Source organism: Marinobacter sp. 1_MG-2023, from assembly GCF_030549045.1.
GTDB lineage: Bacteria > Pseudomonadota > Gammaproteobacteria > Pseudomonadales > Oleiphilaceae > Marinobacter.
This window is the reverse complement of sequence record NZ_JAUOST010000010.1, coordinates 73,445-97,648: the sequence shown is the minus strand read 5'-3', so window position 1 is coordinate 97,648 and position 24,204 is coordinate 73,445. Positions and strand designations below refer to the sequence as shown.

At 53.9% G+C, this 24,204-nt stretch carries 22 protein-coding genes and 1 riboswitch; of the genes, 10 read left to right on the top strand and 12 right to left on the bottom strand.

Translation table 11 applies throughout. The features are described 5' to 3' along the window. Positions 1-21 precede the first annotated feature (21 nt). Positions 22-438, top strand: a complete 417-nt coding sequence (locus tag Q4606_RS17735) for a hypothetical protein (protein WP_303595632.1) — start codon at positions 22-24, stop codon at positions 436-438. A gap of 118 nt (positions 439-556) precedes the next feature. Here the strand turns inward: Q4606_RS17735 and Q4606_RS17730 are convergent, their stop codons facing one another. Beyond that, positions 557-1,936: an NAD-dependent succinate-semialdehyde dehydrogenase gene (locus tag Q4606_RS17730; protein WP_303608297.1), complete on the bottom strand. Its 1,380-nt coding sequence runs from the start codon at positions 1,934-1,936 to the stop codon at positions 557-559. 318 nt (positions 1,937-2,254) lie between these two features. Here Q4606_RS17730 and Q4606_RS17725 point away from each other — a divergent pair, with 318 nt between their 5' ends. Both Q4606_RS17725 and Q4606_RS17720 read left to right on the top strand, forming a co-directional pair. Beyond that, positions 2,255-3,079, top strand: a complete 825-nt coding sequence (locus tag Q4606_RS17725) for an alpha/beta fold hydrolase (RefSeq protein ID WP_303608296.1) — start codon at positions 2,255-2,257, stop codon at positions 3,077-3,079. A gap of 59 nt (positions 3,080-3,138) precedes the next feature. Next, positions 3,139-3,786 (top strand): glutathione S-transferase, encoded by a 648-nt coding sequence (locus Q4606_RS17720; RefSeq protein ID WP_303608295.1) that lies wholly within the window; start codon positions 3,139-3,141, stop codon positions 3,784-3,786. A 49-nt stretch (positions 3,787-3,835) separates the two neighbouring features. On the opposite strand, the gene Q4606_RS17715 is transcribed toward Q4606_RS17720, so the two are convergent. Beyond that, positions 3,836-5,578 (bottom strand): diguanylate cyclase, encoded by a 1,743-nt coding sequence (locus tag Q4606_RS17715; protein WP_303608294.1) that lies wholly within the window; start codon positions 5,576-5,578, stop codon positions 3,836-3,838. A 187-nt stretch (positions 5,579-5,765) separates the two neighbouring features. Between Q4606_RS17715 and cysK the strand changes: the two genes are divergently transcribed. Further along, on the top strand, positions 5,766-6,737 hold the full coding sequence (gene cysK, locus Q4606_RS17710; RefSeq protein ID WP_303608293.1) for a cysteine synthase A: 972 nt from the start codon (positions 5,766-5,768) through the stop codon (positions 6,735-6,737). A gap of 79 nt (positions 6,738-6,816) precedes the next feature. Then, positions 6,817-7,065, top strand: coding sequence for a DUF3297 family protein (locus tag Q4606_RS17705; protein ID WP_303595620.1), 249 nt, complete (start codon positions 6,817-6,819; stop codon positions 7,063-7,065). Positions 7,066-7,108: 43 nt separating this feature from the next. On the opposite strand, the gene Q4606_RS17700 is transcribed toward Q4606_RS17705, so the two are convergent. Beyond that, positions 7,109-8,002 (bottom strand): formate/nitrite transporter family protein, encoded by an 894-nt coding sequence (locus tag Q4606_RS17700; protein ID WP_303608292.1) that lies wholly within the window; start codon positions 8,000-8,002, stop codon positions 7,109-7,111. Between the two features lie 220 nt (positions 8,003-8,222). Here Q4606_RS17700 and Q4606_RS17695 point away from each other — a divergent pair, with 220 nt between their 5' ends. Beyond that, positions 8,223-8,741 carry a DUF2238 domain-containing protein gene (locus tag Q4606_RS17695; RefSeq protein ID WP_303595618.1) on the top strand — a complete coding sequence of 173 codons (519 nt, stop codon included), beginning with the start codon at positions 8,223-8,225 and terminating at the stop codon, positions 8,739-8,741. A gap of 51 nt (positions 8,742-8,792) precedes the next feature. Here Q4606_RS17695 and Q4606_RS17690 read toward each other — a convergent pair whose 3' ends face one another. Beyond that, positions 8,793-10,037, bottom strand: a complete 1,245-nt coding sequence (locus Q4606_RS17690) for a D-amino acid dehydrogenase (RefSeq protein ID WP_303595617.1) — start codon at positions 10,035-10,037, stop codon at positions 8,793-8,795. A gap of 161 nt (positions 10,038-10,198) precedes the next feature. Then, positions 10,199-10,297: riboswitch (glycine riboswitch) on the bottom strand. 167 nt (positions 10,298-10,464) lie between these two features. On the opposite strand from Q4606_RS17690, the gene Q4606_RS17685 reads away from it, so the two are divergent. From Q4606_RS17685 to Q4606_RS17675, 3 genes are read left to right on the top strand one after another with little or no spacing between them, the layout of a single operon-like run. Beyond that, complete coding sequence (locus Q4606_RS17685; protein WP_303608291.1) at positions 10,465-11,679, top strand: serine hydrolase; 1,215 nt, start codon at positions 10,465-10,467, stop codon at positions 11,677-11,679. 27 nt (positions 11,680-11,706) lie between these two features. Next, positions 11,707-12,069, top strand: a complete 363-nt coding sequence (locus Q4606_RS17680) for a YajD family HNH nuclease (protein WP_303595615.1) — start codon at positions 11,707-11,709, stop codon at positions 12,067-12,069. A 46-nt stretch (positions 12,070-12,115) separates the two neighbouring features. Next, entirely contained in the window at positions 12,116-12,475 is a 360-nt protein-coding gene (locus Q4606_RS17675) for a carboxymuconolactone decarboxylase family protein (RefSeq protein ID WP_303595613.1), read from the top strand. A gap of 31 nt (positions 12,476-12,506) precedes the next feature. Here Q4606_RS17675 and Q4606_RS17670 read toward each other — a convergent pair whose 3' ends face one another. From Q4606_RS17670 to Q4606_RS17660, 3 genes are read right to left on the bottom strand one after another with little or no spacing between them, the layout of a single operon-like run. Continuing rightward, positions 12,507-13,169, bottom strand: a complete 663-nt coding sequence (locus Q4606_RS17670; protein WP_303608290.1) for a methyltransferase — start codon at positions 13,167-13,169, stop codon at positions 12,507-12,509. Next, positions 13,166-13,924: a DUF1499 domain-containing protein gene (locus Q4606_RS17665; protein ID WP_303608289.1), complete on the bottom strand. Its 759-nt coding sequence runs from the start codon at positions 13,922-13,924 to the stop codon at positions 13,166-13,168. Before Q4606_RS17665 ends, Q4606_RS17670 begins: the two co-directional genes overlap by 4 nt. Positions 13,925-13,962: 38 nt before the next feature. Continuing rightward, the gene (locus tag Q4606_RS17660) at positions 13,963-16,026 is read right to left on the bottom strand and encodes a dehydrogenase (protein ID WP_303595607.1); all 2,064 of its coding nucleotides are present in this window, start codon (positions 16,024-16,026) and stop codon (positions 13,963-13,965) included. A 184-nt stretch (positions 16,027-16,210) separates the two neighbouring features. On the opposite strand from Q4606_RS17660, the gene Q4606_RS17655 reads away from it, so the two are divergent. Beyond that, the gene (locus Q4606_RS17655) at positions 16,211-17,224 is read left to right on the top strand and encodes a class I fructose-bisphosphate aldolase (protein ID WP_303608312.1); all 1,014 of its coding nucleotides are present in this window, start codon (positions 16,211-16,213) and stop codon (positions 17,222-17,224) included. Between the two features lie 2 nt (positions 17,225-17,226). Here Q4606_RS17655 and Q4606_RS17650 read toward each other — a convergent pair whose 3' ends face one another. The 5 genes from Q4606_RS17650 to htpG form a co-directional block, all read right to left on the bottom strand. Next, positions 17,227-18,219, bottom strand: a complete 993-nt coding sequence (locus tag Q4606_RS17650) for an MBL fold metallo-hydrolase (RefSeq protein ID WP_303608288.1) — start codon at positions 18,217-18,219, stop codon at positions 17,227-17,229. Between the two features lie 123 nt (positions 18,220-18,342). Beyond that, on the bottom strand, positions 18,343-19,320 hold the full coding sequence (locus Q4606_RS17645) for a tRNA-dihydrouridine synthase (RefSeq protein WP_303595603.1): 978 nt from the start codon (positions 19,318-19,320) through the stop codon (positions 18,343-18,345). Positions 19,321-19,455: 135 nt separating this feature from the next. After that, a complete protein-coding gene (katG, locus tag Q4606_RS17640; protein WP_303608287.1) occupies positions 19,456-21,627 on the bottom strand; it encodes a catalase/peroxidase HPI in 2,172 nt (723 codons plus the stop codon). 379 nt (positions 21,628-22,006) lie between these two features. Continuing rightward, entirely contained in the window at positions 22,007-22,225 is a 219-nt protein-coding gene (locus Q4606_RS17635) for a DUF2835 domain-containing protein (protein WP_303595600.1), read from the bottom strand. A 5-nt stretch (positions 22,226-22,230) separates the two neighbouring features. Beyond that, the gene (gene htpG / locus Q4606_RS17630; RefSeq protein ID WP_303608286.1) at positions 22,231-24,123 is read right to left on the bottom strand and encodes a molecular chaperone HtpG; all 1,893 of its coding nucleotides are present in this window, start codon (positions 24,121-24,123) and stop codon (positions 22,231-22,233) included. Between the last annotated feature and the right edge of the window lie 81 nt (positions 24,124-24,204).

Genomic DNA, 24,204 nt, shown 5'->3' with positions numbered 1-24,204 from the left:
CATCATAAAAGGATGACAGGTATGATCTTCTCTGATGCTGCCCGTTGGCGGGCCGCTACCACTGTGGTGGCATTGTGCGGGTCGCTGGCCAGTTGCGCGGCTCTTTCGCCTGCGCCGAACTTGACCACCGATGAAAAGAAAGCCCTCAGTACCAATCTTAACGAGAAATACGTAGCGTATCAGGATTGCATGGCCAGTGAAGCCGATCGCTTCAGCCATATCACATCCGCACCACCTTCAGACATCGCCAAGGGCGCACAAGCGGGCTGTGAAGCTGCTTTCAGGAGTTATCATCAGGCTGTGACCAAACAGTTTACGTCCTTTGTTTCAAGCGCCGGCCAGGCAGAAGCCCGAAGCCGGGCCGAGCAGCATGCCAGCGATGCAAAAGATCGCACCTGGAGTCATGTCATCCAACGGGTTCTGCTCCAAAGACAATAAGCCAGATCATGAGAAAGCTTGAAGGCTTTGTTGGGGGTGTGGTTGTGGTTGTGGGTGTGGTTGAGGGTGTGCTTGGGTAACGTGGCGTGACCCAAGCACAGTGCTGGCTATACCTGCATCAGGACTCGCTCACCATAACAGACTTCACATTCACAAATTCGAGCATGCCAAAGCCACCATGTTCGCGGCCATAACCACTCTGCTTCACGCCACCAAATGGCAGGTTAGGCTGGGCCAGATTATAGCCATTGATATTAACCATACCCGTGTCGAATTCATCCCGGGCCAGGCGCACAGCCTCATCTTCGTCGGTGCTAAAGATGCCACCGCCCAGGCCATAAATGGAATCATTTGCCACTCGCATAGCCTCGGCTACATCTTTTACCTTGATCAACGCCGCTACCGGACCAAACAGCTCATCGTCATACGCTGGCTGCCCGGGCGCCACGTTTTCCAGGATCGTGGGTGGGTAGTAGTAACCTTTGTCTTCGGGAATTTCACCACCCAAAGAACAGATTGCGCCGTTCTCGATCGACTTGCGAACCTGCTCATGCAGCCCGTCTCTGAGGTCTTCGCGAGCCATGGGGCCCATTTTGGTATCACTGTGTGTGGGATCACCAAAATTAAGCTTTTCCATTTCAGCCAGGTAGGCATCCCTAAACTCTTCATACACAGGTTCTTCAACGATAAAGCGCTTCGCAGCAACGCAGGTCTGGCCCGCATTGTAGGTGCGGCCCTGAACGCATAATTGCACGGCCTTCTTGATGTTGGCATCTGCCAATACCAGATAGGCATCATTGCTGCCCAGTTCCAACACGGTCTTTTTCAGCACTTTAGCTGCTCGCTGGGCCACTGCCCTGCCAGCGTTGGGGCTACCCGTCAGCGTTACGCCACGCACCAGATTGTGTTCGATAACGGCGTCTGACACCTCATGGTCAATTAACAGTGTGCGGAAGGCGTGCTCCGGCATGCCGGCATCGCGGTAAAGTTTTTCAACTTCCAGAGCCATGCCCCATACGTTATTGGCATGCTTCAGCAGCACGGTGTTACCCGCCATAAGGTTGGCAGCGCTGTAACGAATAACCTGGTAAAGCGGAAAATTCCACGGCTGTATGCCGTAAATCACGCCTTGCGGCTGATAGGAAACCACAGCACGGCCGCCTTCCAGCTCTCTTGTTTCATCCGCAAGTTCGGTGGGGCCATGTTCAGCGGTGTACTCACAAATCGCCGCACACAACTCACATTCCTGTTTGCCCTGTGCCAGGGTTTTTCCCATTTCCCGGGTCATCAGTTCGGCGTAGTCATCCTGGCGTTCGCGAATCAGTGCAGCGGTTTTGCGTAGGGCATCCGCACGCTCTTCAAATCCGGTCTGGCGCCAGTTCAGAAACGCATGGTGCGCCTGTTCAATGATGCCCTCGGCATCTTGCCTGGACATCAGGGTATAGGTTTCAAGAACTTCTTCTGTGGCAGGATTGATTGTCTTATGAGTATTCGACATCAGTTTGCCTCCTGAATAACTAATGACAGCGGAACCGGTATTGGGTCGGCCGTCATAAATTGAAGTTGCCGGATGAACCTAACATTTCCAGATACCCTTAAGGGCGAAGGTTACCTAACCGTATAACTCCACCGCGACCTGGCCGAAAGTTACCTTGTTGGATCAGGCTGTCTCGTAAGGTGACGATGGGAACTGGCAACTTTTGAGTGATTACTCAAATATAATTTGAATCCTGAGTTTTCACTCGGTAGCGTAAATGTTCAACAGATCACTTTGGAAAACGTGAGCTGCGAACTGTGAAATGAGAGGAGCGCTACGATGAGTGAATCAAACTTTGAGCACCAATACCTGCATGTAGACGGCCACCGTATTGCCTACCTGGATCAAGGCGAAGGAACACCGCTGATCTTGCTTCACGGCATCCCGATGTCCGGCCTGCTCTGGCGCAAGATCATCCCGCAGCTGGCGCGGACACACCGGGTGATCGTGCCAGACATGCTGAATTACGGTGAATCCGATAAACCGCTTGATGCGGATGTCTCGATCGCTGCACAAAGCACGATACTGCTCGGCCTTATGGACGCATTAGGCGTGCGCTGTGCCGACCTTGTGGCCCATGATATTGGCGGTGGTGTTGCCCAGATACTGGCGGTAAATCACCCGGAACGCATAAACCGGCTGGTGCTTGCCGATGCTGTCTGCTTCGATTCCTGGCCGATTCCAGACTTCAAGCCCTTGCAGGAACCGGGGGCGGAAGATCAGATGAGCGAACAGGAACTGGAGCAGATGCTTCGCGACTTCCTGCCCAAGGGCATGCATGATGAATCACATGCCACCTCTGAGCTTGCCGATATTGTTGTGCACCCCTGGCAGGGTGAAACAGGCAAGCGAGCGTTTTTCAGAAACCTGCGCAGGCTCAATCCGGAATACACACTCGCGATTGCTGATGAACTGAAGAATATTCCCCATGAAACCCTTGTGCTATGGGGACAACATGATAAGTTCCAGAAGCCGGAATACGCTGAGAAGCTGAAAGGCGCGATACCGAACACGCGCCTGGAGTGGGTCGACGCGGCGCACTGGATAACCGAAGAGCGCCCTGACGATGTCGCGAAAAAGCTCATCGCGTTTCTGGATAGTTAGGGGACCACTGGAGTCCCCGGCTCTGTTCCCTTTTATCTAGATTCAACAGCGAAAATACCATGGCCTCTTCATTTCATAGCCTCTACTCTTTTCGCCGCTGCCCCTATGCCATGCGCGCCCGGCTCGGTCTTTTGTTTGCCGGGCTGCAGGTGGAGCTGCGAGAGATAACACTGAAAAACAAGCCGGCGCAAATGCTCGCGGTTAGCCCGAAAGGCACCGTGCCTGTTTTACAGTGTTGTGATGGGGCTGTGATTGAAGAGAGCCGTGAAATAATGGTGTGGGCGCTTGAACAGCAAGACCCGCAAGGGCTTTTAGATGCACAGGTTTTGCAGCAGGCCAACGCCCTGATCGAGCAAAACGACAGCGAATTCAAGTATTGGCTGGATCGCTATAAATACGCCGATAGGCATCTGGAAATGTCCCAGACAGAATATCGTCAACGGGGCGAAGCCTTTTTGCAGGTTTTAGAGACATTACTGACGAATAACCGTTTTCTGCTGGGGCCTGACGCGACCATCGCAGATATTGGCATCATGCCGTTCGTTCGCCAATTCGCCCATGTTGATCGCGATGTTTTTTACGGGCTACCCTACCCCAACCTGCAGCTATGGCTACAACACTGGCTGGAGCATCCGCTCTTTCTACAAACCATGACGAAATTCCAGCCATGGCAAGAGGGAGATGACGTGGTGGTTTTCCCTTCTTAACGCTAAGCGCTTTGTAATAGCCTGCAATTTCACTACTCACCAGGAAGCGCTAGGCAGCGTCCGACGTGCGACCAGTGGAAATCTGATTGCGCCCCTGAACCTTGGCCTGGTATAGCTCTTCGTCCGCCCTGGAAATAGCGTGTTCCAGGGTGACATGCTGAGCATGGCGGCTGGCGATACCCACACTGATGGTGCATCGAATGGTCCTGCCGCAATCGTTGACCTCCAGTTGCTCAATATTACGGCGGAAACGCTCAGCCACTGTGAGGGCTTCGGCCTCGTCCGTTTCCGGCAACAAAAGAGTGAATTCTTCACCTCCCCAGCGAGCCAGAACGTCGCCTTTGCGCCGGGATTTTTCAAGCTCGTCGGCAATTTTCTTCAATACCCTGTCGCCGACTGCATGGCCATATTGGTCGTTGATGCTCTTGAAATGGTCAATATCGATCATAGCCACACACACATTGCTGCCCTTGCGCGTAGCCAGGCTCCACAGTGATTCTGCGACAGACAGAAAACCACGCCGATTGTTGAGCCCCGTCAGCAGATCGACCTGGGCCGTCCGTTCAGCTGTCACCCGGGCCTCTTTATTTTTACGGGCCAGATCGGCCAGCGCCAACATCAACAGTATGGCATCCACTACCATACCGATATCCAGGGCATAGTAGCCAAGCTGAGAATATGAAATCACGCCGGCTACCGTCAGGGCCGTCACAAAGGCACCAATAACAGAGGCCAGTGTTCCTAGCATGAAATACCGTGCGGATTGGTTGCCGCCCATCCAGCTCGACACGCCCATGTAGAGCATGAGCACCGTGAATACCGGCACAACCAGGAATGCCAGTTGCAGCGCCAGGCCCTGTTTGTCTAAGGCGAAACAGACACCAAAGAAGGTGAAATAGGCCACACCGATTGTCTTAATAACTTTGTGAAGCCCTGGGCGCCGCACCCGGGTCTTTAGAAAACTCGTCGCAAAGGCCAGGCCAGAGCTTACGAAGCAGAGCATGAACAGGGGCGGCGCCCACTGTTGCCAGCGCACAGCATCGGGCCACAACAAGGCCATGCCGATACCATTGTAGGACGCCGTCACGACTACGAAAATGGCCGTGTAGAGCGAGTAAAACAGATAGCGCCGTTTTCGAAAGCCTGCGAATAGCATCAGGTTGTAAGTGGACAGCGCAAACATTACACCGTAGATAAAGCTGAAGAAGATCGCCTCGAACTGCTCTCGACTATGGCTGACGGCGATGCTGGAAAAGTAGAGTGGCACCACCATTGGATCTGCAGTCTCAACGCGCAGCAATAGACGTGTCTCGCCGGGCGGAAACCGATAGTCTGCGCTGGGTATCCGTTTGGCAATGGCGCGTTGCTCCAACGCAATACGGTCACCACTGACGAATTGCTGTAGCAACTGGCGGTCGGTCAGGAAATAGAAGTCGACCCTTTCCAGCCAACCGGTTCCGACGGACACGCGCCGCAAAATGGGGCCGTCGGTCGGATTGGATACGTTCGCCACCAACCATATCGCATCAGAATTGAGGCCGTTGGCTAACACCCCGCTCTGAGGGCGCATCAGGAGAGCCGGATTCGTACTGATCAAAGACTGAACTTCGTCGAAGGAGAGCGCTTCACCTTGCTCAACGAGATAGGCTACCCGATCAGCCATTGCGCCCTCGTAGTCGGCTCGAGCGTCAATCAGGGGTAATGCGCTTTCGTCCTTTGCAGGTTCCGCCAGAACGCATGTGGTCAGATTCACAGCGATCAGGAGGAAAAAGAGGAACCAATGCTGGTGCACTTGATTATATTTCCGTAAGTATTTCTAAATAGGTTATAGGCAAACCTGTGCCTTGTCATACGGTGCTGTGTAGCGAATTGTGGTGATTGCAAGCGACTATCTGTAGCTACCCGCTGATACTTGGCACTACCGCTCGTTTTTCCTTCAGGCCATGGTACGATCTCCAAAAAAACCAAGGAGATAACCAATGCCCCGCATATATGAAGACAACTCTCAGTCTATTGGCAACACGCCGCTGGTCAGGTTGAACCGCGTTAATGACGGCGCTACGATCTGGGCCAAGATTGAAGGCCGCAACCCGGCCTATTCGGTGAAGTGCCGAATTGGCACCGCCATGGTTCTGGATGCTGAAAAGCGGGGCGTGCTTAAGCCGGGGATGACCATTATCGAGCCTACCAGTGGCAACACTGGCATCGCACTGGCTTTTGTTGCTGCAGCCAGAGGTTACAAAATTACTCTCACCATGCCGGCTTCCATGAGCCTGGAACGCCGCAAGGTATTAAAAGCCCTGGGTGCGGATCTTCTGCTTACAGAACCTGCCAAAGGCATGCCCGGCGCGATCGCCAAAGCGGAAGAACTGGCGACCGCCGAGCCCGAAAAGTACTTTCTGCCCCAGCAGTTTAACAATCCCGCAAACCCGCAGATTCATGAAGACACAACCGGCCCTGAAATCTGGAATGATACCGACGGCGCTGTAGATATTTTCGTCGCCGGCGTAGGCACGGGGGGTACGCTGACCGGCGTATCACGCTACCTCAAGAACACCAAAGGCAAAGCTATCACCACTATCGCGGTTGAGCCTTCCGACTCACCGATCATCACCCAGGTGCGAAATGGCGACGCCCCCAAGCCCGCCCCGCACAAGATACAAGGCCTCGGCGCTGGCTTTGTGCCGAAGAATCTCGACATGAGCCTGGTTGATCAGGTGGAAACGGTAAGCAACGACGAGGCTATGGCCATGGCGCATCGGTTGATGCGGGAAGAAGGTATTCTCTGCGGCATTTCCTGTGGGGCGGCTGTCGCTGCCGCAATCCGGGTTAGCCAGCAACCCGAGCATAAGGGCAAGAATATTGTAGTAATACTGCCGGATTCTGCCGAGCGCTACCTGTCGACCGCGCTGTTTGCCGATCAGTTTGGCGATATGGAAAACGTGCAGTAAAGATGGCGGCTGTAATTCTTGAGCGCTAAATCTATATTGCCTAGAATGGCGCTCTTTCTATTCAATGCAGGTCAACAACATGAACGATACTAAATCGCTGCCAGCGCTACCGGATCGCCTTTCAGGCAATCCTAATAGCCCGCACCATGTAGCAGAAGTTTTCGAGAACGATATTGGCATTCTGCTAAACGGTAAAGAGCGGACCAACGTTGAGGAATATTGCATCAGTGAAGGCTGGATTAAAATATCTTCGCCAAAAGCACTGGACCGTCGCGGACAGCCGCTTCTGATGACCCTGAAAGGAAAGGTTGAAGCCTTCTATCGTTAACCAATCTTTTGCAGTCTGGGGGTTGCTGATGCAATGCCCCCAGTCACATTTCCTCATGAACCTGGCCATAGGCCAGCATCGCGAACAGGCCTGTTCCGCCGAGAATGTTGCCGATCAATACCGGGCTGATGTGGAAGACCAGGCCGGTCAAAATGTTCATCTCCCCATTCAACACCAGAGTGAAAATCTCGTTTGACCCTGCAATGACATGGGTGAAATCGCCTGCTGCAATCAGCCAGGTAAACATAACGATCACCAAGACTTCAGATCCCTTCGCCGAAGGCATCATCCACACCATTGCAGCTATGAAAAACCCTGATGGAATGCCTCGCAAAAAGGCCTCAGCCGGGGTCAGTTCCGCCACGTGACGGGAAATTTCCAGGATTGCCACAAAGGTGTCAGCAGGGATAATGCCCCCGTGAACGCTAATGGCAGCGGTTAAGAATGTGCCCACCAGATTGGCCGCAAGTACAATGCCCCATAGGCGGGCAGCGCAGTAAAAGCGGTTACGCGATGGTTCTGCCAGTACGGGAAGGACGACCGTGATGGTGTTTTCGGTAAATAACTGAAGCCGGCAGAGGATAACCAGCACAAACCCGAACGCGTAGCCCAGGCTCTCAATCAACGTCAGGTAGGGGTGATCTGAGCCAAGATTGGCGCGAATAATTCCCTCGGCGAGTACGGAAGTCGATATCCCTACCCCTGCTGCCACACCAGACCACCATAACGATGTATTCGGGCGCCGGAGTTCGTCCTCGCCCTCGCGCAGCACAACGGAGTAAACGGTCAGCGGCGATAGGTTACCGTGTTCGGCTACAGAAGCCCTCTCTTTGCGAGTCAGCGACTTTTCACTGGTCGTTGGCGTCTGTTCGCGGGACTCTCGATCTTTGCGCTTGGCAACTGCCTGGCGCTCCCTTGCCGCTTCCTCATCGTTCATTTAATGGTCCTTTGGACAGCCATACACAGGCACCCAGGTTGCTTTAACATTTAGTCTTCCGGAGCTCTGATATAAGAACTATGATTTGAGAACTATGATAGTCCAGGACGGTGGGTTTGGATCACTCTCAAGGAGAAGCACCATCAAATATCTATGGATTGGCCTTTTCCTGGCCGTTTTGACCTGGTCAGGGATAAACCCGAATGATCAGATTACGTGGATGCTGGAGGTTTTTCCCGCAGTTGCCGGCGCCATCCTTCTGGCTCTGACCTACCGTAGCTTCAGGCTTACCTCCCTCCTGTACATTCTCATCCTTGCCCATTGCATCGTGCTGATGATTGGCGGCCACTACACCTATGCGGAAGTTCCTTTCTTTGACGGGCTTTTCGGGGCCGAGAGGAACAACTATGACAAGCTGGGCCATTTATTCCAGGGGTTTGTGCCAGCAATGATTGCCAGAGAAGTTCTGATCAGAAAACACGTGGTGAACGGGCGTTGGTGGCTAAGCCTGTTTGTAATCTGTGTTGCACTGGCTTTCAGCGCGTTTTACGAACTAATCGAATGGTGGGTCGCCCTGTTATCCGGCGAGGGTGCGCATGCCTTTTTGGGGACCCAGGGCTATATCTGGGATACACAGTCGGATATGGCTTGTGCATTGATTGGTGCTATATCGGCGCTGATAATCCTGTCCAGGTACCATGATAAACAGATCGAGGCGTTAGATACGCTACCCGAATAGCCAGATCGCTTGCCCCGCATTGCGAGGCATGGCGATGGCTATAACCGGAAACTAACGTGCAAGGCTTACGGTAGCGCCTGCCGATGCTGTTTCAACGGCATCTGCAAGCTTCTCTGCGGTAATCGCAGACAGTGTCCAGCCCAGGTGACCATGGCCCGTGTTGTAGAACACCGTGGGAAGGCTGCCCGGCCCTACTCTCGGCATCATGTCAGGCAGCATGGGGCGCAACCCGGCCCAGGGCACAACCCGCCGTGTACAAACGCCTGGAAAGCATTGTTCTACCCAGCGGGTAAGAGGTCGAATACGGTCATCCCGGATATTGCGGTTGTAACCATTGAACTCTGCGGTACCCGCGATCCGGAAACGGGTATCACCCAGCCGGCTGGTTACGAGCTTAGTGGCATCATCCAGCAGACTGACGGTCGGTGCCGCTTTTTGTGAGACTTCATCGTCCAGCTCAACGGTAATGGAATAGCCCTTCACCGGATAAATGTTAACGCGGTCGCCCAGCTTTGCCGCCAGCGCCCGGCTACCAACGCCGGCACAAATCACCACGCCATCGTATGTTTCGCGGGTTTGCTGTTCGTCGTCGTAGGAGGTTACCCAGGCATGGGATTGATCTGCGCTGAGTTCAGTCACCGTATGGCCGTAGCAGGTCTTCACGCCAAGGCGCAGGATGGCCTCTGCCAAACCGTTGGTGAATTTGTGGATATCGCCGGTTGAATCACTTTCGGTGAAAAATCCACCGTAATAGGTGCCGGCAAGGGTGGGCTCGATTGCACGCATCTCCTCTGGAGTAACGGCCCGGCGCTCAAGGCCGCCAGCGGCAAGGAGTTTCGAGACATTCGCTGCGTGGTCGAAACCGGCTTTGTCGCGATAGATGTGCAGAATGCCCTGCTTCTTGAGGTCGAAATCGATACCTTCTTCTTTCGCCCACTCAAACAGATATTCACGGGCAGCAATGGCCAGGCGCGTAGTTTCAGTGGTGTTCTCTTCGTATTTGGGCATGGCGGCGCAGAATTCGGCAAACCAGCTCAGTTTGTGCCAGGACGGCTTGGGATTAACCAGCAACGGGGCGTCATTGTGAAACATCCACTTGATGCCCTTGGCGATGGTCTGCCAGTTGTTCCAGACTTCAGCATTGGAAGCCGACAGCTGGCCACCGTTGGCGAAAGAGGTTTCCATCGCCGCATAACGGTGCCTTTCATAAACGGTGACATCCAGGCCACGCTTGGCCAGCGTATACGCGGTCGTGATACCGGTAATACCGCCGCCAATAACTGCAATTCGCTTCATAGCAATCTCCAAAGAGTGTCCAGAGTTCACTTCTACGTAGAGCCGTAGAAATCACCCCTTCCGTCACGGGACCTGAGAGATTCACGCGCTGTTTTACAAAACAGCCGCTTGCTCCTTCGGTGTGCCGACTAACGCAGTCGCCGACAGCTCTTCGGAAAGTCGTCATGTTAGCGGTCCGTTTGCCTGAGAGTTTCCGGGGCAGTTGCTCCTTCGGCGCCGATCACACAACCGTGCGATTCAGTCTCTCCCGCTAACACGTTGGATTTGCATTTAATCCTATCCTGCTTCACAACATAGCAAATAATTCGGCTCTACAACATCTCCTCTGCCACTGGAACATGCTAACGTCCTTGCTGACAGAGCATGTTGTTATGCCTGATCAGCGATATGTTTGATTTCAAAAACGAGACAATAAGGTGCCTTCTCTATGACGGAACTTACACAGGTTGCCGGCCTTGACCCAAACCAGCTTCTCAATATTGAAGGCCACCTGGACCGTCGTTACATTCAGCCCGGGAAGTTACCCGGTGCGCTTACGCTGGTAGCCAGGCACGGCGAAATTGCCTATGTAAAAGCCCAGGGGCTGATGGATGTGGAGCGCAACAAACCCGTCTGCCGGGATACAGTGTTTCGCATCTATTCCATGACGAAGCCGATCACGTCTATCGCCATGATGCAGCTCTACGAACAGGGCCGGTTTCTGCTGGATGACCCGGTACACAAATACATTCCGTCCTGGAAAGACCTGCGGGTATATAAAAGTGGTGTCTATCCGGATTTTCTGACCACACCAGCAACCAGCTCAATGACCATTCGCGACCTGTTCACACATATGTCAGGTTTAACCTACGGTTTTATGAACCGTACCAACGTTGACGCTGCCTACCGCAAATTGCGGCTGGACGGCAGCCGGAATCTGACGTTGGAATCACTGATCAATCAGTTGGGGGAGTTGCCACTGGAATTCTCACCAGGTACCGCCTGGAATTATTCAGTCAGCACGGATGTGCTGGGGTATCTCGTGGAGTTGCTGTCTGGCCAGCCCTTTGATGAATACCTGCAAGAACATATCTTTGCGCCTCTTGGCATGGTGGATACAGGCTTCCACGTTCGTGATGATCAGCTTGAGCGCTTTGCCGCCTGCTACCAATATCAGGCCGGCGATCACTTCAAGCTACAGGATGACCCGGAAACCTCGCCTTTCCGGCGCCAGGGGAAGTTTCTGTCGGGCGGCGGAGGGCTGGTCTCTACCATTGATGACTATTTCCGTTTTGCCCAGGCTCTTTGCCAGGGCGGGGAGTTTCTGGGGCAACGGATTATTGGTCGCAAAACTCTGGAGTTCATGCGCAGTAACCACCTCCCCGGCAATCAGGATTTACCCGGTCTCTCTGTAGGCGCGTTCAGCGAGACACCTTATGCCGGCAGCGGTTTTGGTCTGGGCTTTTCAGTAAAGACTGACGTTGCCAAATCACAGGCCAACGGATCGGTCGGCGAGTACGGCTGGGGTGGCCTGGCGAGTACCAACTTTTTTATCGATCCTGTGGAAGAACTGGTAGTGATCTTCATGACCCAACTGATCCCCTCCTCCAGTTACCCGATTCGTCAGGAATTGCGGGCCATCGTTAATGGTGCGCTGGTGTAGACTTTCAATTGTTTGAGGAGATTCAACATGAGCCAGAACCCCAGCAAGGTGGACAGGCTACTGGCTGAGCAACGTGATTACATCGCGAAACGCGAAGCTGGTTACCGCGAGCGGGCTCTGAAAATGTATCCCTGGGTGTGCGGGCGATGCGCCCGTGAGTTCACTCGCGTCAATTTGCGGGAGCTCACAGTGCATCATGTTGATCACGACCACGACAACAACCCCGCCGATGGCAGCAACTGGGAGTTGTTGTGCGTGTATTGCCACGACGAAGAACATAACAAGTTTGAGGATTTTGTACGCTACGGAGGTAGCTCCGCGAAAAAACGGGAAGCAGCGACCTACAACCCCTTTGCAGGTCTCAAGGAAGCGCTTGAGAAGAAAAACTAGGCGGATTTTGATCTATGATTAAAAGTCTCTTACACAGGAGACTGATATGAAGAACTTTCCCGCACACTTTGAAGAACTGAATACCTGGATGGGCAAACTTGGTGCCGCCATTCCGGACGTAATGGAAGGCTTTGGCGCTCTGCATAAGGCGAGCATCGCAGACGGTGCCCTGGACAGCAAAACCAAGGAGTTGATCGCGCTGGGGATCGCCATCACGGTGCGCTGTGACGGCTGTATCTCATTCCACGTACACGATGCCTTGACGGCCGGCGCCACCAGGGAAGAGATCGCCGAAACCGTATCCGTAGCGATTCTCATGGGAGGCGGGCCGTCTATGGTCTACGGTATTGAGGCCATGCAGGCAACAGAACAGTTCATGGAGCGTTCGAGCCAGGGCGACTCATAATCTGCTGCTAATAGAGGGGCTTTGGCGGGTTTTAGTTATCGCCCCGCCAAAACCTTAGGATGTGTCCCTTGAAAGGCTGTTCCAGATAATCGGTATGCTCTGGTTTCTCTTGTGAAAAGCTGTACCCATGGGTTTCCATTCGCCGGCAGAATTTATTTTTACGACCTCTTCCCGGATCAACCAGAATCACTTCACAGGCCCTGTTGGAGTGCTTGTGAACGAAGTCGGCCAAGAGGTTTATATGCGCGTCTTCGTATAGCAGGTCACTGCCAATAATGATGTCAAACAAGCCGAGATCACTGGCCTCATCCGCCCAGCCAATGCGCTGGTAACCTATGGCTTTTCCATGGTTAAGCTGCGTGTTTCGCTCGAGAAAAACGCCCACTTCAGGGTGGTAATCGGTTGCAGTGATATCGTCATTGCGTTGGTTCAGCAACAGGCTGGACAGCGCCATCCCACAGCCAATTTCAAGAATTCTCTTGCCCTTGGTTTCATGGCAAGCGATGTAATGCGCAAGTACCAGGCTTGAAGGCCAGATCACGCCAAAAATCGGCCAGGTTGCAGACGAAATGCCCAATTTGAGAGCTATGTCGTTTGGGTCATCGAACTGCTGATTATCACGCAGGGTGCAAACGTGGATGTCCACGTCGCCGAACTCAATGGTTTGATAACGCAGGCGCAGCGGCGATGTCATCGCTTCGCCAAATCCTCAAGGAAAGCCTGAACTCTCTCGGCGTTGGCGCCAAGGTCGCTCTTACCTACTCTTGATGCGGAACGCATGTCTACCTGCACACCGGTTTCTGTTTCAGCCATGCGGATTACTACGTCGTCTTTGAAACCGAACCAACGGGTGGTCGCGGTGGCTTCAATGGTGTTCGCGGTGGTTCCGGCAATTTCCCAGCCCCGCGCCTGAATAATCGATCTTGCAGCTTCCATAACGCTGGCCATGGGCATGCTGAGGGTCATCGCCTTTAACTGCGGATAGGCAGCCTGTTGCTGGCGTGCGGTTTCCGCTCCCGGATAATCCACTGCATTGGGCGCTTCCTCACGGGCGGCAGCCAGCAATATGAAGGCGGGTGGGTTGTTGGTATCCGTTGTGATGTCGTGGATGGGCGGCACGCTCTGCGCACGCTGTTTCATCTGCATGGGCATGGCGATCATGGCGCCAACGGCTAGGCAGACGAGAGCTCCCACGAGTGCCGGGCGCCAGCGGCGAAGAACAAGTGCAAGCACCAGAGTTATCAGCCCCAACACGGCCGCACCTGCTGCCAGCTGGGCACCTTGGCGCAACCAGGAGAATGACGTACCTAACTCTATCAGCTCAGCCCTGTAGGCTGGCCCCGCAACGGCCATCAACACGCCCGCAGTGATCAGAAGGATCACACCAAGCCAGGCGATAATCACAGGCCATTTTCCGCCACGGCGGGGCGGATTTGTTTTTGTCAGCATTCTGGCTCCTTTAACGGACACAACCTTTTGGCTGGCTATTACTCGACAGTCTCACCAGCATCGCTTTTGGCCGCCAGCACTCTGACGCGTTCGAAATCTTCTTCACTGAACACGCCGTTCACGCCGGATATCGCCGCGAGCGTCATTCCGTGTTTCAGGCCCAGCTTGTAGATATCCCGAACTTTGCCCCACTCAATGTTGCGCCCCAGTGTGAAGTTCTCGAATCGGCCTTCCAGTGCCAGCACGATTGTTTCCGCCAGGCAGGCATAGGCAACGCCTTCAGGCAGGCCGATGTTTTTCATATACACGTCGCCCGGCAATTGAACCTCTCCGGATTCAATCACCAATACGTCGGGGCGTTTGGCTACATCTTCTGCCGATATATCCAGGGGACGGGCCACGTCAGTGATCACACAACCAGGCTTTACCCTGGTGATATCCAGGATTCGTTTCCCGGCACCAGAGGTGGCTGTCACTATCATGTCCATGTCTTCGATATCCCGGTCGGCAGAACCTGCCACATGCACGATGGCGCCCGGGGTTTCCTGTTCTATGCTTTCTTTCAGAGCCAGCAGCTTGGCGGGCTCAGGTGCCGCCAGATAGATCTCGTCCACCGCTTTGGCCAGCAACCTTGCGCAGACTGAGCCAATTGCGCCCGTTGCCCCCACAACCATGGCCTTGCCTGCCATTTTTCCATTTTCGCCAATCTTGGCCCTGCCGATATTTTGCACGGCATCCTTCGCGGCCCAGAGTGCACCAGAAGCACTGTAACTGTTGCCGGTGGTAATGGGTAGCGGTGCCCGTTTGGCTACGGTGATACCGGCATCTCCCACCACTTTGGTAAAGGCACCCAGGCCCATTATCTGAGCGCCCAACTTTTTCGCGAGATTGGCTGCAGCCAGCAACCGGCTGTACGTAAATTCAGGATCGTGAGCCATTATTTCTTTAGGCGTGCCGCCGACGGTAATCAACCAGCCCTCTACTTCGTCTCCTGTAGGCGATTTGATGCCAGTGACTTTTGAATAGATAAACGGCGGAGAATAAGCGATGGCCTTTTCTACCAGATTCATCACCATTGGGGGTGACACATCGGCAACCCAATCCAGCGGCCGTGTCTTGGTGAGGTACTGTTGTGAGAGCGGATGGATCACGAAGGCAAACCGGTTTATCCGGCGATAGCCATTCGGGTAGAGAATCCGGGGCTCAATGCCCAGGCTTTGAATAACATTAAGATAATCATCTGCACCCAGTTGTTCCGGGGCACGGGAAAGCGCCGCACTGATCATCGCTTCCATCACATTCACGCCCACGGGGCGGCCTTCCAGCCAGGGGCTGTAATCAACGACCATCGCCACCTTGCGTGTGCGCAGCCACTCCATAGCCGTTTCCGATACACGGGACGTAATGATGGTTTTACCGTCCAGTTCCTTATCGGTGAAATTCTCCAGATCGCCCAAGTGGGAAACAATCACATGGGCATCTTTCACCGCCTGGTGCAGCGACCCCTTGATCAACCCTTCGCCAAGACGATACAGCGGCGTTCGAAGCACGGTTTCGACCATCTTCACTGCTGATGGGCGAAACATAATCGGGGCCGTCAGCGAACTGTAGGTCTCAAGCTGTTTCAGCGACGTCAGCAGGCGTGGTACACCGAAATCCATATAAGGATCGGCAAAAAAAAGGTTTTCGGTATGCTCGGAGAGAGCTTTTGCTACACGGTAACCGGCCTGCCCGTTCATGAAGACTACCCGGGCATTATCAAAGAAGTGACCCAATTCCGACTGGGTATGGCGCACTGCCCACTCCTGAAGAATGCCCCGCAACCCTGAACCGCTGGTTATCGGCTTGTCTGGAATACAGGCTTCAAGCCTGGCCGTGTCCGGATGCTCCAGCTGCACCGAACCGATTTTGTAGTGATCAGATACCATGCTGAGGCCAAAGGCATCTGCCCGGTCATGGTAAGTTTTCAGCAAGGATACGGCGCGGGAGAGATCGCCATCGGTACCTGCACGAATAACCCGGAAACTCTGCCCCAAAAACTCTGTTTCGAGATCGTAATCGTATTCGGATGAGCCCTGACTTACGCTAATAACTGTCTTCATACCAAGTCCTTGTTCTTATCGTGCCTTAGTTAGAATCAGCGTATGGCATTATCTGAAAAATTGCCTTAGCTCAGGTCAAATTATGACCGGAATCGCAGCGCCCGCAGCCAATGAACGGGCTACACTGATGAAAGAAGAGAGAGCTGTAAAAGACCACAACACTTATCATGACACAGGAGTGAGCATGAGTATTCAGAACGAACTTCATTCCACGATTCAACGCCTTGTGCAGCCAGGCAAGGGAATTCTTGCTGCGGACGAAAGTCATCCTACCATCGCAAAGCGTTTCAAAGCGGTTGGTGTTGAGTCTACCGAAGACCTGCGCCGTGAATATCGCAGCCTGATCTTCACCCCACCTGGGCTTGGCGACTTTATCAGTGGCGTGATTCTTTTTGAGGAAACTCTTGGCCAGAACAGCCTGGATAATGTGCCAATCCCCAAGCTACTGGAAAGCCAGGGCATTGTTCCGGGTATCAAGGTCGATAAAGGGAAAAAGCCGCTGGTTAATGCGCCGGGGGACGAAATAACCTACGGGCTGGACGGCCTCGACGACCGGCTGGAGATTTACAAAAGCCAGGGTGCCCGTTTTGCCAAATGGCGCGCTGTGTACAACATCTCTGACACCCTGCCCTCACGCCAGGCGGTGGAGGCTAACGCTGAGATGCTGGCCCGCTATGCAGCGCTCTGCCAATCCATTGGCATTGTGCCGATTGTAGAGCCGGAGGTGCTGATTAACGGGAATCACTCTATCGAGCGTTCTGCAGAAGTGAACGAAGTGGTGATTGCGGAGGTTTTCAATGCCCTTCGCCGGCACCGTGTGCAACTGGAAGCCATGATTCTCAAGCCCAGTATGGTAACGCCGGGCAGCGACTGCGCGAAAGCTTCTCCGGAAGAAGTAGCTGAAGCCACTCTGCAGGTTTTTCGGCGAGTTGTTCCGGCAGCCGTGCCGGGCATTAACTTTCTTTCCGGAGGCCAGACCCCCGAAGAAGCCACCCGCAACCTGAACGCCATGAACAGCGGTGGCCAACAACCCTGGAACCTCAGCTTTTCCTATGGCCGGGCCCTGCAGGAACCCGCCCAGAAAGCCTGGGCAGGAAAACTGGACAACGCAAACGCTGTCCAGCATGCCATGCTTGAACGGGCCAGGCTCAACGGTGCAGCCTGTTCCGGAAGCTACAAGGCCGATATGGAAGGCTGATCTCAGTTACATCCGGTCGTACAGCCACCGTCGCCGTTGAAGGCGATGGTGCGCCCACTCAAGGGAACGTGCATAGGCACTTTAACCAGATCCCTGAACAAGGCAGTTTTGGTGCCCTGCTTCAACTCGCCGCCTGATGTAGCTGGCTCATTGGCATGAGAGGCGATAACGGCTTTTGGATCAATCAGATCATTGATCACATAAGCGGCCTCTTTTGGCCCGGTCGTGTAGGTATCACCAATGTTCATAACCACCAGCTCAGCTCCGTAGTGATCGTTCACCACCAGTTTTTGCTCAGCCGTAATACCGGTATCGCCAGAAAGATAGACCACCAGGCCATTTGAGAAAGTCAGCACGTAGCCGGTAGGCGGCCCAACACTCGCACCAACGCCTGCGGCTTGCAGATATTCCGCCAGCGGACCAGTGAGGAAGGATGGTGAAACCCCATTACTGTGAACGGCCGGAACGGTCGTGATGGCAACACCACCAACGTTCACCTCTGCACCAAAGCGTACCAGCATGGAGTTGGCAGCATCACCGCCTGCCGCCTTCAGCTTGGCGGCAAAAAACGCCGGCATTTCACTGCCCGTCACGATTTTTGAATTTTTCTTCAGGGCAATGTCCACGGTGTTTGATTGCGGCAAAGTAACCACGGGGAATTCAGGGCCACCGCAAGTCCCGGCATTGGTTTCCTTGATGCGTCGGTCACCCAGGTGATCACCGTGCATATGCGACACCAGCACCACGTCAATTTTGCCAAGGCGGGGGTCATCCGGGCCAGCAACGGTACGGCCGGCATCGTAAAGGATACGGGTGCCATTCGGGTCTTCAAACACCATGGCTCTGTCCAGGGGGCAGAATTCGCCATCGTGGCTTCCCAGCGGCGTAACCTTTACATCACCTTCTGCTGCGCCTGCACCGGTCACGAGCCCCAGCGACAGACAAACTCCACTCAGGAGCCCTTTGAAGGCCCCGGATTTCATTTTTTTGGTCATTAAAGATCCCTCCTTCGTGGTTTTTTTATACGGACCACAGTATTTACGAACACATGGCAGCTCTGTACCAGTGTAGTTCGCAATCAGGAAGGACAAGGAATAAAAGGTCGAAAACAGAAAGCTTCAGGCGGCGCACTCTGCACTGCGGGATAGCGGCAGCTTTTGCTCAAGGCAGTCGAGCATTGGTGCTACTTCGCGGATTTTACGGGCGTCCTTCCAGATTGCTTCAGCTTCTGGAAAGCCCTGTCGCAGAAAGTTCATCCATTGCTTGATACGGCCGGTGACGTACTTGTCTTCAAGCCAGCCTTGCAGTACTTCCGCATACTCCCGAACCAGAACTACTGCTTCGGGCCAGGTCATATCCGGAATTTCAATGCCCTCTTGGCTCGCCTTGATCTTGCGAGCCAGATCCGGCCGGGCAATCAGGCCCCGGCCGATCATCACATCATCACAGCCAGACACTTCCCGGCAGCGCCAGTAGTCCGCTACAGTCCAGATCTCGCCGTTGGCAATAACATGAGCGGACACCGCCTGCCGAACTCTGGCAATTTCCTCCCAGTAGGCTGGTGGCTTGTAGCCATCTACCTTGCTGCGGGCGTGAATAACGATTTCCTGTGCCCCGGCTGCTTCCAACGCCTGAGCACAGGCAACGCCCATGGAGCGATCGTCATACCCGAGGCGCATTTTTGCCGTTACTGGCACACCTGCGGGAACGGCCTTACGCACGGCAGCCGCAATCTCATGCATCAACTCGGGTTCACGCATCAGCACACAGCCACCTTTATGCTTGTTCACTGTTTTCGCCGGGCAACCGAAATTGATATCCACCTGGGTAGCGCCCAACTCTGCAGCTTTAAGGCCATGCTGACCCATCTGTTGCGGATCGGAACCCAGGAGTTGAACGGCCACTGGCGTACCTACCTGAGTGAGTGACTGATTATGAAGCTCGGGCGCATACTTGTAGAAAATCCGGGGCGGCAGCATGCCGTGAGTCACGCGAATAAACTCGGTAACACACCGGTCGATACCGCCGACTTTAGTCAGGGTTTCACGGATAGGTGCGTCGACCAGCCCTTCCATCGGGGCAAGGATGATTCGCATGTAAACTCCAGAAGCGGAAAGACAGAATGAGAATGCTGCTGATCAAAAATCAGGCGGAGGGGATTGTAAGGAATATAAAGTAAAGTTGATAGCCGGACACTCCACTAGAGAAGTGCCCGGCCTGTTGCTTTCGACTTACTGCTGTACGTCGAAACGGTCTGCGTTCATGACTTTGGTCCAGGCAGATATGAAGTCTTTAACAAACTTCTCCTGGTTATCATCCTGGGCGTACACCTCAGCGTATGAGCGCAGGATGGAGTTCGAACCGAACACCAGGTCCACACGGCTAGCGCTCCACTTGAGCTGATCGGTTTTGCGATCACGAATCTCATAGAGGTTGTTGCCCACAGGCTTCCAGCTATTACCCATGTCAGTCAGGTTAACGAAAAAGTCATTCGTCAGCTGGCCTTCACGGTCGCTCCAGATTCCGTGCTTGGTTGCATCGTAATTGGTTCCAAGCATGCGCATACCGCCAATGAGAACGGTCATTTCCGGTGCTGTCAGGCCCATCAGCTGAGCACGGTCCAGCAATAGCTCTTCAGCCTTCACCACGTAATCTTTCTTCAGCCAGTTGCGGAAAGCATCTGCAACAGGTTCCAGCGGCTCGAAAGAATCCGCGTCCGTCATCTCGTCCGTGGCATCGCCGCGGCCTTTCAGGAATGGTACGCGAACGTTATAACCGGCAGCTTTCGCAGCCTTCTCGATGCCTACGCTGCCTGCCAGCACAATCACATCGGCTATGCTAGCGCCGGTGTCGGCTGAAATCTGCTCATATACCTTGAGCACCTTTGCCAGGCGGGCGGGCTCGTTGCCTTCCCAATCTTTCTGGGGAGCCAGACGAATACGCGCACCGTTGGCACCACCGCGCATGTCCGAACCACGGTAGGTCCGCGCGCTATCCCAGGCCGTGCTGACCATCTCGCCGATGCTAAGACCACTTTCAGCAATCTTTTCCTTAACGACTTCTTCGCAGTAGTCGGTGCGGCCAGCAGGAACCGGATCTTGCCAGATCAGCTCTTCGGCCGGCACTTCCGGTCCGATGTAGCGAGCTTTGGGCCCAAGATCACGGTGCGTCAGCTTGAACCAGGCGCGGGCGAAGCAGTCCTTGAAGTATTCTGGGTCCGCCATGAACTTTTCACAGATGGCCCGGTACTTGGGGTCCACCTTCATGGCCATATCTGCGTCGGTCATGATCGGGTTGTGGCGAACGGAAGGGTCGCTGGCGTCAACCGGCTTGTCCTCTTCCTTCATGTCGATGGGCTCCCATTGCCAGGCGCCCGCCGGGCTCTTTTTCAGCTCCCACTCATAGCCAAACAGCAGATCGAAATAACCCATATCAAAGGTGGTCGGGTGCGTGGTCCAGGCACCTTCAATACCCGAAGTCACCGCATTGCTGGCTTTACCCTTCATATTAGGGTTGCTCCAGCCCATACCCTGCTCTTCCACACCACCCGCTTCAGGCTCTGCGCCAAGCGCGCCGGCATCACCATTACCATGGCATTTGCCAACGGTGTGTCCACCAGCGGTAAGAGCTGCAGTTTCTTCATCATCCATTGCCATGCGGGCAAAGGTCACTCGTACCTGCTCACCTGTCTTGAGCGGATCCGGCTTGCCGTTCACGCCTTCTGGGTTTACATAGATCAAGCCCATCTGTACGGCTGCGAGCGGGTTTTCCATGGTGTCTGGTTTATCAACGTCTTCGTAACGCTCATCCGAGGGTGCCAGCCACTCCTTCTCAGCGCCCCAGTAGATATCTTTTTCCGGGTGCCAGATATCTTCGCGGCCAAAGGAAAAGCCGAAAGAAGGCAGACCCATGGACTCATAGGCAACCGTACCCGCCAGGATTATAAGATCGGCCCAGCTGATCTTGTTGCCGTACCTTTTCTTTATGGGCCACAGTAGGCGACGGGCCTTGTCCAGGCTGACGTTATCCGGCCACGAACTGATGGGCGCAAAACGTTGGTTACCAGTACCGCCACCCCCACGGCCATCCGCAATGCGGTAAGTGCCTGCGGAGTGCCAGGCCATACGGATCATCAGGCCACCATAGTGACCCCAGTCTGCCGGCCACCAGTCCTGGCTGTCTGTCATCAATGCGTGGAGGTCTTTTTTGATGGCGTCAAAATCGAGGGTTTTGACTTCTTCGCGGTAATCAAAGTCTTCGCCCAGCGGATTGGTCTTGCGGTCATGCTGGTGCAGGATGTCGAGGTTGAGCCCTTCTGGCCACCAATTCATGACGTTACGGTTTTCAGTAGAGTTAGCTCCGTGCATCACGGGGCATTTACCACCTGTATTGTTTTGCGACATGGTATTCTCCTGATTTATCCATCATTAAAATATTCGTCTTCGCCACTAAGGTAATCATAGCTACTGACTGCCCAAGTGCTGCTTCAAATCTCTGCTACTTTCGGCATTACAACTGTTTGCCTGCCCCTACCCCTTCACGGAGAAGGCCCTACTTCTCTTCAATGTGCAATCGCATAATTCTCCCAGTAGTCAGCCAGAACAACGAAAGTGTCTTTCCATTTCGGGGAGATCATTGGGTTCAGTGCCTGCATCGTCCCGTTTCCTGCTTTAGTACCACGGACTCAGGTTAACCCTTCAGATAACAAGAGAAACAATTAATTAAAAGTACGAATGTGAAAGCTTTTATTTATCGATCAGCGCGACAGAAAAGCGGAATGAATCAGAATCTTTCGATGGAGGAGAACTTGCCGGAATCGTCGAACAGAATACGGAAGCTGCCCCGCACACCGTCCTGGAGATAAAATCTGGAGAGAATACGAGCCGGGAAACGAACAGAGCGTCCGTCCCGGGCTCGGGTGTGAACATCGGTAGCAACGCCCTGATAGAGCTTTATCCACTCATCAGGGCTGATGCTTATGTCCACAATAATCTGGTGCATAAGGCTTAGTTAGCCAATTCCAGCAACAGACGGTTCAGACGGGTTACGTAAGCACCCGGGTCTTGCAGCTGTTCGCCGCTGGCCAGTGTGGCCTGGTCCAGCAGAACAGCAGAAAGCTCCCCGAAGCGCTCGTCGCCCTTCTCGCTTTCAAGGCGCTGAACCAATGGGTGATCCACATTGATTTCAAAGATCGGTTTGCTGTCAGGAACTTTCTGGCCCGCCGCTTCCATGATCTTCTTCATCTGGGCGCCCATATCAAAGTCGCCGGTTACCAGGCACGCCGGTGAATCAGTCAGGCGATTGGTTACCCGCACTTCCTGAACCCGATCGGTAAGTGCTGTTTTGATGCGCTCCAGAAGATCTTTATGTTCCTCAGCAGCTTCTTCCTTGTGCTTCTTGTCTTCCTCGGTTTCTACTTCACCGAGATCAAGATCGCCACGGGCAACGTCCTGTAGGGATTTGCCGTCATATTCGGTCAGATAGCCCATCATCCACTCGTCGATACGATCGGAGAGGATCAGTACTTCAATACCTTTCTTGCGGAATACTTCCAGGTGCGGGCTGCTCTTGGCGGCCATGAAGTTATCAGCCGTGATGTAGTAGATCTTGTTCTGACCTTCTTTCATCCGCTCGATGTACTGGTCAAGAGATACGTTCTGGGTGCTGTCACCTGAATGGGTGGAAGCGAAACGCAGCAGGCCGGCGATCTTCTCGCGGTTACTGAAATCCTCGGCAGGACCTTCCTTCAGCACAGTGCCAAACTCACCCCAGAATTTCTGGTACTCGTCAGAATCTTTCTTGGACAGTTTTGCAAGCATATCCAGTACTCGCTTGGTAAGCGCGGTACGGATGCTGTCTACCGTGGCGTCGTTCTGCAGGATCTCTCGGGAAACGTTCAGCGACAGATCGTTGGAATCCACCACGCCCTTCGCGAAACGCAGGTACAGCGGCAAAAACTGCTCAGCGTCGTCCATGATAAACACACGCTGCACATAGAGCTTCAGCCCGCGAGGTGCCTCGCGGTTATACATATCAAATGGCGCGCGAGCCGGAATATACAGCAGGCTGGTGTAGTCGAGCTTGCCTTCAACCTTGTTGTGAGACCAGGTCAGCGGGTCTTCAAAATCATGCGCTATGTGCTTGTAGAACTCTTTATATTCCTCGTCTTTGATCTCGGTACGGGGCAGAGTCCACAGTGCGGTTGCATCGTTAACGGTTTCGTCTTTTACCTCTTCACCCTCTTCTGTGGGCTCGGATTTCATGACCACCGGGAAGGAGATGTGATCGGAATACTTTTTCACCAGGTTGCGCAGGCGGAAGCCATCGGCAAATTCTGTGGCATCCGGCTTCAGGTGAATAACAATCTCTGTACCGCGCTTTTCGCGAGCGACCTGCTCAATGGTAAATTCGCCGTCACCGGCTGATTGCCAGTGCACGCCCTCTTCTACCGGCGCGCCTGCACGGCGAGTGAATACATCAACCTTGTCGGCAACAATAAAAGCAGAGTAGAAACCTACACCAAACTGACCAATCAGCTTGCTGTCTTTCTTTTCGTCGCCGGAAAGCTGCTGAAGAAACTCTGCAGTGCCGGAACGCGCGATGGTACCCAGATTCTGGACAACATCCTCACGGGTCATGCCGATGCCGTTGTCGGCCAAAGTGATAGTATTGGCTTCTTTGTCGAACTCGAGGCGAATTTGCAGGTCGGAGTCGCCTTCGTAAAGGCCGTCATCTTTGAGTGCGGCAAATCGCAATTTATCTTCGGCATCGGAGGCGTTTGAAATTAGCTCACGAAGGAAGATTTCTTTGTTTGAGTACAGCGAATGAATCATCAGTTGAAGTAGTTGCTTAACTTCGGTCTGAAAACCCAGAGTTTCTTTCTGCGATTCAACAGTCATTTTATTTGTCTCTCCTGCATGGAACATGTGGGGGGACGCGTGAGCGAAGGAGCTCCCGCGTCATCCGACTTCGGAATTAGT